The sequence below is a fragment of the Thiomicrorhabdus chilensis DSM 12352 genome (genome assembly GCF_000483485.1).
GTDB lineage: Bacteria > Pseudomonadota > Gammaproteobacteria > Thiomicrospirales > Thiomicrospiraceae > Thiomicrorhabdus > Thiomicrorhabdus chilensis.
Genome location: NZ_KI519609.1, coordinates 822443 through 835144 on the forward strand (window position 1 = coordinate 822443; position 12702 = coordinate 835144).

Genomic DNA, 12702 nt, shown 5'->3' on the forward strand with positions numbered 1-12702 from the left:
CCCAGTCGTGTCAATCTTTATAATGGCTCCTAATAAATGAAAAGTTGGTTATTTTTTGCTTAAAAAACACGATTTTTTCACATAACCTTTTGAAAAACATTGCTTTTTTTGAATGGTCTTTGTGGTGTGGCCCAAGCTAGAAAAATAACTGATTAGCCTATAAGTTTTATATTAAGGTAGAAAAAAGATGCGAATTTTACAAGAAGCTTTAACTTTTGATGATGTTTTATTGGTTCCCGCCCACTCAACGGTATTACCAAAAGACGTTTCGTTGCAAACTAAATTAACGCGCAATATTTCTTTAAATATTCCATTAGTTTCTGCCGCAATGGATACGGTCACCGAAGCTCGTTTGGCCATTTCAATGGCACAAGAGGGTGGCATCGGTATTGTTCATAAGAACATGACGGTTGAACAGCAGGCACATGTGGTTCGTAAAGTTAAAAAATACGAACATGGTGTGATTCTGGATCCTGTCACTGTTCAACATACCGATACGGTTGCTGAAGTCATTAAGAAAACCGAGATGAACCGGGTTTCCAGCGCACCTGTCATGGACGGCAAGGACTTGGTGGGGATTGTGACGAGCCGTGACATCCGCTTTGTCACCGATATGTCTCAACCGGTTTCCAAAATCATGACCACTAAAGAGCGTTTGGTGACGGTTAAAGAAAAAGAGGATCGCAATGTTGTATTGGATCTTCTGCACAGACATCGCATTGAGCGTGTTCTGGTGGTGAACGACAATTTCGAACTTAAAGGGATGATTACGGTTTCGGACATGATGAAGTCTTCGGATCATCCTTATGCCTGTAAAGACGATAATGGGCGTTTACGTGTCGGCGCAGCGGTTGGGACCGGTTCGGAAACCGAGCAGCGTGTGGCGGCCCTGGTGGAAGCAGGAGTCGATGTGATCATTGTTGACACCGCTCACGGTCATTCGCAAGGTGTTTTGGATCGCGTTGCATGGGTGAAGCAAAACTTCCCTGAAATCGATGTCATCGGTGGCAACATTGCGACTGCCGAGGCTGCTTTGGATTTGGTCAAGGCCGGTGCGGACGGTGTTAAGGTCGGGATTGGTCCTGGATCGATTTGTACCACCCGTATTGTTGCCGGTGTTGGGGTTCCGCAGATTACCGCTATCTCGAATGTGGCTAAAGCGTTGCAGGATTCCGGTATTCCGTTGATTGCCGATGGCGGTTTGCGCTTTTCGGGTGATGTTGCCAAAGCCTTGGTCGCAGGTGCTTCATCCTGCATGATCGGCAGTATGTTTGCCGGTACGGAAGAGTCTCCGGGTGAAATCGAATACTATCAAGGTAGGGCTTATAAATCTTATCGGGGTATGGGGTCTTTGGGAGCCATGGCACAACCTTCCGGTTCCAGTGACCGTTATTTCCAGGCTTCCAATGCCGAGGATAAGTTGGTTCCTGAGGGAATTGAAGGTCGAGTGGCTTATAAAGGCCCGCTTGCGCCGATTATTCACCAGTTGATGGGTGGGGTTCGTTCGAGCATGGGGTATACCGGTTGTAAGGATATCCCGACCATGAATAGCAAGCCTTCTTTTGTGCGCGTTACATCGGCCGGTATGACCGAAAGTCATGTGCATGATGTCTCCATGGTGAAAGAAGCGCCAAACTATCGAGTATAACGTCGACCTGACCGTTTAATAATCCTTTTAAAGGCCAGTGCTGTCAGTACTGGCCTATTTAACTTTTGGAAATTGTATGACACAAGCAAACATTCATGAACATCGAATTCTTATTTTGGACTTCGGTTCCCAATATACTCAACTTATCGCACGTCGCATTCGTGAAATCGGGGTGTATTGCGAAGTTGAGCCATGGGATATTGATGCGCAGGATGTGGTGGACTTTGGTGCCCGTGGAATCATCTTGTCAGGCGGACCCGAGACCGTGACCGGAGACGATGCGCCGGCCGCACCTGATGTCGTGTTTAACTTGAATGTTCCGGTTCTGGGTATTTGTTATGGAATGCAGACCATGGCCGAGCAGCTTGGCGGTAAGGTCATCAATGCCAACGAACATGAGTATGGTTATGCCCAGGTTCGTGCGCACGGTCATACCAAATTGTTGACCGATATTGAAGACCATGTCACGCCGGAGGGTTACGGCATGTTGGACGTGTGGATGTCACACGGTGATCGTGTCGATGCATTGCCAGAAGGTTTTAAGCTCATGGCAAGTACGCCTAGCTGTCCGATTGCCGGAATCGCCAATGAAGAGAAAAACTTCTACGGTATTCAATTTCATCCTGAAGTCACGCATACCAAACAAGGTATGCGTATGATCGAGCGATTTGTGATTGATCTATGTGGCTGTGAAAAGCTGTGGACAACTCAAAATATCATCGATGACAGCATAACGCGTATCCGTGAGCAGGTTGGATCGGACCAGGTTATGTTGGGGCTTTCAGGTGGTGTGGATTCCTCGGTGGTAGCGGCTTTATTGCATAAAGCGATCGGCGATCAGCTGACTTGTGTGTTTGTGGATCACGGTCTGCTTCGCTATAAGGAAGGTGATCAGGTTATGGCCATGTTTGCCGAAAACATGGGCATAAAGGTCATTCGTGCGGATGTTGAAGAGCGTTTTATGTCGGCCTTGGCTGGTGAAGTCGATCCCGAGAAAAAACGTAAAATCATTGGACGCGAATTCATTGAGGTGTTTGACGAGGAATCGGCGAAACTTAAAGGGGTAAATTGGCTGGCTCAAGGCACGATTTATCCGGATGTGATTGAATCGGCCGGTTCTAAGACCGGAAAAGCGAAAGTCATCAAGTCTCATCATAATGTGGGCGGTTTGCCGGAAGATATGGAAATGTCTTTGATTGAACCATTGCGTGAACTTTTCAAAGACGAGGTTCGCAAACTGGGTGTGGCTTTAGGTTTGCCATATGACATGGTTTATCGTCATCCTTTCCCGGGGCCGGGTCTCGGGGTTCGCATTCTAGGTGAAGTGAAGAAAGAGTATGCGGATATTCTGCGTCTTGCCGACCATATCTTTATCGAAGAGTTGGTTAAATGGGATCTGTATGAAAAAACCTCTCAAGCGTTCACTGTATTTTTACCTGTGAAGTCGGTGGGTGTGGTTGGCGATGCGCGACGTTATGATTATGTTGTGGCGTTGCGTGCCGTTGAAACCATCGATTTCATGACCGCACGTTGGGCGCATCTGCCTTATGAGTTCCTGGAGCATGTGTCTGGACGAATTATCAACGAAATTCCCAGAATCTCACGCGTGACCTACGATATCTCCAGCAAGCCGCCGGCGACCATTGAGTGGGAGTAATGCTCGAAGTCCTATGCCGTTTGGTAGCAGAACTGGAGTGAATTAGGATCTAAAACAAAGGCTTTCTTACTGAAAGCCTTTTTTGTTTGGGGGAGTGTATGTCAGAGCTAGAACCGATGTGTCCAGAGGGGATGACACAAGAGGAGCAGGATGAGTTCTGGATGGAACAAGCTTACCAATTGGCGCTTCGCTCCCAGGAAGAGGGCGAGGTGCCGGTTGGTGCCGTGGTTGTATTGGATAACCGCCTGATTGCAGAGGGCTGGAATCAGCCGATTCAAAAACATGACCCCACGGCGCACGCAGAAATGATGGCTTTGCAGAAGGCCGGTAAGGTTTTGCAAAACTATCGGTTGGTGGACACCACCTTGTACGTTACGCTTGAACCTTGCCCGATGTGTGCCTCGGCAATGGTTCATGCCCGAGTCAAGAGACTGGTGTATGCGGCTGAAGACTTGAAAACCGGCGCGGCTGATTCGGCTTTTCAATTGTTGAATCACGCCAGAATGAATCATCAGGTAGAGTCGGTTTCAGGGGTGTTGCGCGAAAAGTGTAGCGCTTTGTTGAGTCGTTTTTTTCAACAACGTCGACAGGCGCATAAAGAAGCCAAGCGATTGGCGGCGAAAAAATCCTCCATTTAGTCCTTGATAGGCCTTGAAAACAATGCGAATATAGTCCATTGAAGTGATCTTGAAAAGTGGATTGCAATGGATTTGTTGGGTTTCTCATTGGGGAAACTCTATGTTTGGTTACGGCGTATGGTTGTTTTTAATAGTACGTTGAATAGGTTGTTAAATTATTCGTTATGCAAATAAATGTTGATCCGGCCGAAGGCATTACGACGGTAAAAATTCTGCCGGGTGAGTTTTATGTAACCAGACAGAATGAACGTATTGAAACCGTGTTGGGTTCCTGCATCTCAGCCTGTGTTAGAGATCCCATTGCCGGTATTGGTGGAATGAACCATTTTATGCTTCCCGTCGATAAAAATTCGGGCAGCCCCACGGAACTCTCTGATGCCAACCGTTATGGCAACTATGCCATGGAAAATTTAGTCAATGCCTTGTTGTCGGAAGGTGCAAAAAGGGACCGTCTGGAGTTTAAGCTTTTTGGCGGTGGCCGGATAATGAGTTCGATGACCAATATTGGTTGGTACAATATTGGTTTCGCATTTGATTATATATACACTGAAGGTTTTAAAATCGTTTCTCAGGATATTGGCGATGTCTATCCGAGAAAAATTTTGTATTACCCTTTAAATGGTCGGGTACGTGTAAGAAGACTGAATCCGATGCACAATCAGTCGTTGGCCGATCAAGAAAATCGTTATATTAATAATATTGGATCTAAGCCTGTTGAAGGCGATGTAGAACTTTTCTGAGGAACCCCGCTATGGATATGATGGAAACATTTCGCCAAACCTATCTTGAAGAGAGCTTTGAAGGCTTGGATGTAATGGAGGCAGGCCTGCTGGAATTGCCTCCTGGAACGCCCGACAACGAAAAAATCAATGAAATATTCCGTGCCGCGCATTCCATTAAAGGGGGAAGCGGTACCTTTGGTTTTATTGAAATCGCCGGTTTTACCCATGTGCTGGAAACGCTTTTGGACGAAATGCGTGACGGACGTCGCGATGTCACTCAAGAAGCCATAGATGCGATGCTGGCTGCGGTGGATGTGTTGCGCGATATGTTGACTAAACTTCAGGATCGTCAGCCGATTGATGAAGAGCGAGCCGGTGAAGTGCAAGCGGTGCTGGAACGAATTCTTGGTATGGAAGAGGAAGAGACTTCAGCCGCTCCTCAGCAAGCTGTTGCAGAGTCGGTTGAAGCGGCCAGCGGTGGTTCACAGGATTGGCGTATCACAATCCTGCCGGAAAAGGAGTTGTTGCAGACAGGGAATGAGCCCTTGCGCATTTTCCGAGAGTTGGAGACCTTGGGGAAACTCACCGCCAAAGCCGATCTTAGTGGTTTGCCGGAAAGTGCCCTTTTTCAACCGGAAGAGTTGTACCTTAAGTGGGAATTGATTTTGTCGGGCGAATCGATCAACGAAGACGAAGTAAAAGAAGTCTTTGAATGGATTGACGGAGATGGCGCTCAGATTACCATTGAACCACCAGCCGAATTCTCTGAAAGTGCAGGTGAGCTTGAGGCATCGGCCGAACCTGTCTCTGATGCGGCGGCTGATGCGGTAGCGGCTCATTCTGAAGCAAAATCAGAGCCTTCCAAGGTTACCGATATTCAAGCGGCCAAGCCCGCCGCTAAACCACAAGCCTCTGCAAATAAGGCCGAAGCTGCCAAGTCCGGTTCACCCAAACAAGAAGGTTCGATTCGTGTCGATTTGAGTAAGATCGACCAGATGGTCAACTTGGTAGGGGAGCTGGTGATCACCCAATCGATGTTGAGTCAGTTCGGAGAACAGGCGGAGATGGATCAGGGATCCAGTGGCGACTGGGTGGATAAGCTGAAAGAAGGCTTGACCCATCTGGAAAGGCATACCCGCGAGCTTCAGGAAAGCGTCATGAATATCCGTATGTTGCCGGTCAGTTTTGCTTTTAACCGTATGCCGCGTATTGTGCATGATGTGAGCCAGAAGCTGGGCAAACAGATCGATTTGGTGATGGAAGGGGAGGGCACCGAGCTGGATAAGACCATGCTCGAACAGCTGACCGATCCACTGGTGCATATTGTCAGAAACTCGATTGACCACGGCATTGAGAGCCCTGAAGCACGAGTGGCGGCCGGTAAGCCAGAAAAAGGTACGGTTAAGATGGCCGCATTCCATGAAGGTGGAAATATCTTGATTCAAATTACCGATGACGGTGCCGGAATCAATGCCGACAAAATCGCCGGCAAGGCGATTGAAAAAGGTGTGATTGAAGCCGATCACAACTTGTCCGAAGCGGAAGTCATTGACTTGATCTTCCACCCTGGCTTCTCAACCGCCGATGTGGTCAGTGATATTTCCGGTCGCGGGGTGGGTATGGACGTGGTACGCCGAAATATTAAAGGCCTTGGCGGATCGGTCGAAGTGGAAACCCATTTGGGCACCGGCAGCATTTTCACCATCCGTTTGCCATTAACCCTGGCGATCTTGGACGGTCAGCTGTGTAAGGTAGGCAGTGAAACCTATGTGTTCCCATTGGTGTCCATTATCGAGTCCATTCAGGTTGATAAATCTTTGATCAAAGGAATCGCCGGCCAAGCGGAGCTCTATAAACTCAGAGATTCCTATATCCCGGTGATTCGCCTGCATAAGAAACTCGGCATTCACGACGCTTGCGAAGATCTATCGGAAGGTTTATTGGTGGTGGTTGAAGATGGCGGTAAACGTGCCGGGATTTTTGTGGATGACCTGCTTGGACAGCAGCAAGTTGTCATTAAGAGTCTGGAAAGCAATTTCATGAAGGTCGACGGGATTGCCGGAGCCACGATTCTTGGAGACGGTACCGTCTCCTTGATTCTGGATGTCAAAGAAACCGTCTCCAGCCATAAAGCGGGCGCGGTTCCTCCCCAGATCAATGTGGCCTAAGTACCACGTATGAATAGAATCAATGAATCGAAAACAAAAAAAATAAAAAATGAGGAGTGCGGATGAACGCATCGACAGAAGAGTTCGCTCTGGGCGCTGAAGAGGTTCAGCAAACAATCTTAATTTTAAACTTGTCGGTTGCGCAAATTGACCTCTCCATCACTGAAGGTGACCATTCGGTCAATACGCTGATTGATTCTTTTACCTTTATGTCCCAGCACATTGAGGAGATTCAAGCATCCAGTCAGAATATACTTGATTTGGTCAGTGATAATGAGGCAGCACAGTCTTATAACGCGCTGCTGGCAAGTCACACGACTGAATTGGCGAGCAAGATGCAACAAGCGATTATCGCTTTTCAATTTTATGATAAATTGAGCCAGCGTCTTGAACACGTTTCAAAAGGACTGTCAGGATTGGCCGAGATTGTGTCCCATGAAATGCGTGTCAAAAACCGTGAAGAGTGGGATGCTTTCAAGCAGACGGTTCGTAAAGGCACCACCATGCGTGAAGAGGAAGAGTTGTTTGAGTTGATTTTCGACCAGCATATTCCGACCGATGAAGCGATTGAAATCATGCGCAGTCGAATGTTGACACGCATGAAGGAAAACAAGAACGAGGCAACGGAAGAAGAAGACGAGATTGAACTGTTTTAGACTTCGCGCTTTCCGATTTTATAACCCCCTTTTCAGGGGGTTTTTAGTTTATCCCTGCCGAAAAAGCGACCATGCCAAGACATACTTGAAAATGCTTATTAAGTCATAAAAAAAATAATGTTTTATATTTAAAGAAAATTTATGACAATAGCCGAGCCATTCAGCAAAGACTGAATTTTAAAGTTAACGAGGATACAGAATGAGAAATTTCAAAACAATCTGGGCGAGAGCCTTGATGGCGGCAATGTTATTGTCAGCACCTATGGCAACCTGGGCGGCCAATCACATGCCTTTTATTTTGGGCAGTGTCGAATCCGGTACTTTGATTGATGTGACCGCAAAAACCAAAGCGGCGCTTAAGCAAAATGGCTTTGAAGTGGTGGGTGACTATGCACCCAGCGTCGATACGCATGTGATTGTGGTGACCAATAATGCACTGAAAGCCATGGCAGCTGAGTCCAAAAATGGTGGATTCGGTGCCATGGAACGCGTTTCCGTGGTGAATCGCAATGGTCAAATTCAGGTCAGTTATACCAATCCTGCCTACATGTGGAATGTGTATCGTATGAATGGCGATATCACTCCGGTACAAAATGCTATTAAAGCGGCGTTGGGAGCTACAAAAGAGTTTGGTGCAGATGAACCTTTAAGTGCCGATGAGTTGCGTGAGTATCACTATAAAATGATGATGCCTTACTTTGATGATGAAGATGAGTTGGCCGAGTTCGGTTCTTATGAAGAAGCGTTGAACAGTGTTGAAGCCGGGTTGGCTTCCGGAAAAGCAGGCGCTTCTAAAGTGTATCGCATCGATATTCCCGGTACAAAGATGAGCGTATTCGGCGTCTCGATGACCAACGGTGAAGCCGCCGATACCTATGTTCAGGATAAAATTGACCTTAACAGCGAAAGCCATGCGGCGCATTTCCCATACGAAGTCTTGGTTGTGGATGATGAGGTCATCGCTTTGAACGGTAAATTCAGAATCGCCATCAACTGGCCGAGTTTGTCGATGATGGGCCAAGGCAGTTTCATGAGCATTTCCAATGCGCCAGACGATATCAACATGGCGCTTGAAGCAGTTGCCAATAACCAGCCTCTTGAGAAAGAGAGTTCAGGATTTTAAATTCCGTTGTTTAATTGATCGAGTTTGAATCTCATGAAAAAGCACAGAGTTTTCTGTGCTTTTTTGCGTTATAAACCTTGAAAACAGGCAGGCCTGTCCCCATAAATCCGCCAGTTTTATATTTTTTATTCAACCTTAAACATCATTGGAGATGAGTTCATGAGTGCACAGGAAACCCATGCGTTTCAGACTGAAGTCAACCAACTTTTAAAATTAATGATTCACGCCCTTTATTCCAATAAAGAGATTTTTTTACGTGAGTTGATTTCAAATGCGTCGGATGCTTTGGATAAACTGCGTTTTGAAGCGGTTTCAAATGATGCCTTGAGTGAAGGCGAAGAGGAATTGGCAATCAGCGTAATGTTCGATAAGGACAAGCGTACCGTGACCATTTCCGACAATGGTATCGGCATGACGCGGGATGAGGTGATTGCCAATATCGGAACCATCGCCAATTCCGGAACTAAAAAATTCCTTGAGAGCATGACCGGTGACCAAGCCAAGGATTCCAATCTGATTGGACAGTTTGGGGTCGGGTTTTATTCGTCTTTTATCGTTGCCGATGAAGTGGTTCTGACCACCCGCAAGGCCGGCACACCCGGGAACGACGCCATTCGTTGGACGTCCAAGGGTGAGGGTGAGTTTACCCTGGAGTCGGTGGAAAAAAGCCAAAAAGGAACCGAGATTGTCCTGCATTTGAAAGCGGATATGGATGAGTTTCTGGATGAGAATCGTCTCAAACAGATTGTGACCACCTATTCGGATCACATCAACTTCCCGATCAAGATGATCAAGAGTGAGTGGGACGAAGAAGCCAAAGAGATGAAACAGACCGATGAGATGGAACAGGTCAACAAAGCGACCGCCATCTGGACACAACCGAAATCGGAACTCAGCGATGAGGAATATAAGAACTTCTATCAGACCATTTCGCATGACTTTAACGAACCCTTGGCGCATATCCATAACAAGGTTGAGGGGACGCTCGAATACACCTCATTGCTTTATATTCCCAAACAGGCTCCGTTTGACCTCTATGACCGTGAGCGTCGTTACGGGCTAAAACTCTACGTTAAGCGCGTTTTCATCATGGATGATGCCGAGCAGTTGATGCCGACTTATTTACGCTTTATTCGTGGGGTGATCGATTCGGCCGATTTGCCGCTGAACGTATCGCGTGAGATTCTGCAAAGCAATAAGGTGGTCGATAAGATTCGTTCTGCCTCGGTCAAGCGTGTGCTGGATCAGTTGGCCAAAATGGCCAAGGCGGAAGATCAAAGCGATTACAACACCTTCTGGGATCAGTTCGGTCAGGTGATGAAAGAAGGGATTGTCGAGGACTTTGCCAATAAGGACAAAATCGCCAAACTATTGCGTTTTGCCACCACTGCCAATGAAGCCAGCTCTGAACAACGTGTCTCGCTGGAGCAGTATGTTGACCGCATGAAAGACGGTCAGGAAGCGATCTACTACATCACCGCCGATACGCATGCGGCTGCCAAAGGCAGTCCGCACCTGGAAATGTTCCGCAAAAAGGACATGGAAGTGTTGCTTTTGTCCGACCGTATCGACGAGTGGTTGGTTTCACACTTGACTGAGTTTGAAGGTAAGCCGCTTAAGTCGATTACCTCCGCTGACCTGAAAGAGTTCGAGGACGACGCCGACAAAGACTTGTCTGAAGAAGAGAAACAGGCGCGTGAGGCTTTGACGGAAAAGGTTAAAAAAGCGATTGAAGAGCAGGTTTCCGACGTCAAAATCACCCACCGACTAACCGATTCGCCGGCGTGCGTGGTCAGTGCCGAAGGGGATATGTCGGCGCATATGGCGCGTATGATGGAGCAGATGGGGCAAAGCATTCCCAAGCAGAAGCCGGTGTTGGAGTTGAACCCTGATCATGCCTTGGTCAAGAAATTGGACTCGCTGGCGGACGACGCCAAATTGAAAGAGTGGTCTTTGTTTCTGTTGGAGCAGGCTCAATTGGCTGAAGGCGACCAGTTGGAACAGCCGGCCGAATTCATCAAACGTATGAATGCATTGCTAAGTGACATGATCTGATCCTCGGATCTCGCGTCACTTTTCAAGCCCCGCATTTTGAGCAGGCCTGTTCAATGTGCGGGGCTTTTTTGTTGCAGTTGGCCAGACTCAGGCCGAACTTCTCTGCATAACAAGCGGGTTTATGGCACAATACGCCCCAATTTAAAAATCTTTTATATATCACAGACTTATTTATGCCCAGCGCGTACCTGAAGTGTCCACTGTGTTTTTCGGTAAAATTAGGATAAGACATTGATTTCAACAGCAAATATCACCATGCAGTTTGGTGAAAAACCTCTTTTTGAAGACATTTCCGTTAAATTTGGCGAAGGCAATCGCTACGGTTTGATTGGCGCAAACGGCTGCGGTAAGTCCACCTTTATGAAGATTCTGGGTGGCGACCTGGAACCGACGGCGGGCAGTGTCTCGATTGACGAAAACGAGCGTGTGGGTAAACTTAAGCAGGATCAGTTCGCTTATGAAGAGTACAGCGTCGTGGATACCGTCATTATGGGGCAACCGGAGCTTTGGGAGGTCAAACGCGAGCGTGACCGCATCTATTCCCTGGCGGAAATGTCCGAAGAGGAAGGCATGCTGGTCGCCGATCTGGAAATCAAGTTCGGAGAAATGGACGGTTACACCGCAGAATCCAGAGCCGGAGAGTTGCTGTTGGGTCTGGAGATCCCGGTTGAACAGCATTACGGCCCGATGAGTGAAGTGGCTCCCGGTTGGAAACTGCGTGTCTTGTTGGCGCAAGCGTTGTTTGCCGATCCCGATATCCTGTTGCTGGATGAGCCGACCAACAACCTGGACATCAACACCATTCGTTGGTTGGAAACTGTATTGAACGATCGCAAAAGCACCATGATCATCATCTCCCACGACCGCCACTTTCTGAACAGTGTGTGTACCCATATGGCGGATCTGGACTACGGTGAGTTGCGTGTCTATCCGGGAAATTACGATCAATACATGACTGCGGCCACCCAGGTTCGCGAGCGACTGTTGGCCGACAATGCCAAGAAGCAAGCCCAGATCAATGAGCTCAAAACCTTTGTGAGTCGTTTCTCGGCCAATGCCTCAAAAGCCAAACAGGCCACTTCGCGTGCCAAATTAATCGACAAGATTCAGTTGGATGAGGTCAAACCGTCCAGCCGTGTGAACCCGTTTATTCGTTTTGAGCAGGACAAAAAACTGTTCCGTTTGGCGTTGGAGATTGAGCACCTGAGCAAAACCTATTCTGATAACGAAGGCGAAGCCAACGACGTCATTAAGGATTTCAGCATGATGCTGGAGGTGGAAGAGCGTTTGGCGGTGTTGGGTGGAAACGGGGTTGGTAAAACCACCTTTTTGAAATGTTTGGTCGGCGATACCGACTTGACTGCGGGTGAAGTCAAGTGGTCCGAAAACGTCAAAATCGGTTATTACGCTCAGGATCATGCAGCAGACTTTTCCGAAGATCTCACATTACTGGACTGGATGGCGCAATGGAAACAGGAAGGCGATGATGAGCAGGCGTTGCGTGCGGTATTGGGCCGTTTATTGTTTTCACAAAAAGAGATCGATAAGTCCGTCAAGGTGCTCTCAGGTGGGGAGCAAGGGCGCATGTTGTTCGGCAAGTTGATGTTGCAAAAGCCCAATGTATTGATTATGGATGAACCCACCAACCATTTGGATATGGAGTCAATCGAGTCGCTTAACCAGGCTTTGGAAGACTATCCGGGTACGGTGGTTTTTGTTTCGCATGACCGCGAGTTTGTCTCGTCGATTGCCACGCGCCTTTTGGTCATGAGTGACGACGGTATTCTCGATTACCGAGGTGATTACGAGTCTTATTTGTCGAGTTTGGATGCCTAAAGTGCTGGTCTGCTATTGAGTTTGTTGATACAAAAAAGCCTGCATAAAGCAGGCTTTTTTGTCTTTAACAGATATTTAAATCAGATTTAAAATTCCATTAACAGGTGCGGAGACGAATCTGGAATGTTCGAACCAGCATCTGGATTGGCAGACATGTGGTGGGCTGAAGCCGTGGCAGTGATACCGAAAGTCAGTAGAG

The 12702-nt window shown here is 47.6% G+C and carries 9 protein-coding genes; all 9 read left to right on the forward strand.

Features of this window, described 5'->3' with window-relative positions; translation table 11 throughout:
* Nucleotides 1-187 precede the first annotated feature (187 nt).
* The 9 genes from guaB (at nt 188) to B076_RS0103955 (ending at nt 12503) form a co-directional block, all read left to right on the forward strand.
* Nucleotides 188-1648 (forward strand): IMP dehydrogenase, encoded by a 1461-nt coding sequence (gene guaB / locus B076_RS0103915; RefSeq protein WP_028486158.1) that lies wholly within the window; start codon nt 188-190, stop codon nt 1646-1648.
* 76 nt (nt 1649-1724) lie between these two features.
* Nucleotides 1725-3305, forward strand: coding sequence for a glutamine-hydrolyzing GMP synthase (guaA, locus tag B076_RS0103920; RefSeq protein ID WP_028486159.1), 1581 nt, complete (start codon nt 1725-1727; stop codon nt 3303-3305).
* Between the two features lie 98 nt (nt 3306-3403).
* A complete protein-coding gene (gene tadA, locus B076_RS0103925; RefSeq protein WP_051347157.1) occupies nt 3404-3943 on the forward strand; it encodes a tRNA adenosine(34) deaminase TadA in 540 nt (179 codons plus the stop codon).
* 164 nt (nt 3944-4107) lie between these two features.
* Nucleotides 4108-4683, forward strand: coding sequence for a chemoreceptor glutamine deamidase CheD (gene cheD / locus B076_RS0103930; protein ID WP_028486161.1), 576 nt, complete (start codon nt 4108-4110; stop codon nt 4681-4683).
* Nucleotides 4684-4694: 11 nt separating this feature from the next.
* Nucleotides 4695-6833 (forward strand): chemotaxis protein CheA, encoded by a 2139-nt coding sequence (locus B076_RS0103935; protein WP_028486162.1) that lies wholly within the window; start codon nt 4695-4697, stop codon nt 6831-6833.
* A gap of 62 nt (nt 6834-6895) precedes the next feature.
* Nucleotides 6896-7489 carry a hypothetical protein gene (locus B076_RS0103940; RefSeq protein ID WP_038150399.1) on the forward strand — a complete coding sequence of 198 codons (594 nt, stop codon included), beginning with the start codon at nt 6896-6898 and terminating at the stop codon, nt 7487-7489.
* A 199-nt stretch (nt 7490-7688) separates the two neighbouring features.
* Entirely contained in the window at nt 7689-8612 is a 924-nt protein-coding gene (locus B076_RS0103945; RefSeq protein ID WP_028486164.1) for a hypothetical protein, read from the forward strand.
* A gap of 159 nt (nt 8613-8771) precedes the next feature.
* The gene (gene htpG, locus B076_RS0103950) at nt 8772-10667 is read left to right on the forward strand and encodes a molecular chaperone HtpG (protein ID WP_028486165.1); all 1896 of its coding nucleotides are present in this window, start codon (nt 8772-8774) and stop codon (nt 10665-10667) included.
* Nucleotides 10668-10898: 231 nt separating this feature from the next.
* Nucleotides 10899-12503, forward strand: a complete 1605-nt coding sequence (locus B076_RS0103955; RefSeq protein WP_038150401.1) for an ABC-F family ATPase — start codon at nt 10899-10901, stop codon at nt 12501-12503.
* Nucleotides 12504-12702: the final 199 nt, after the last annotated feature.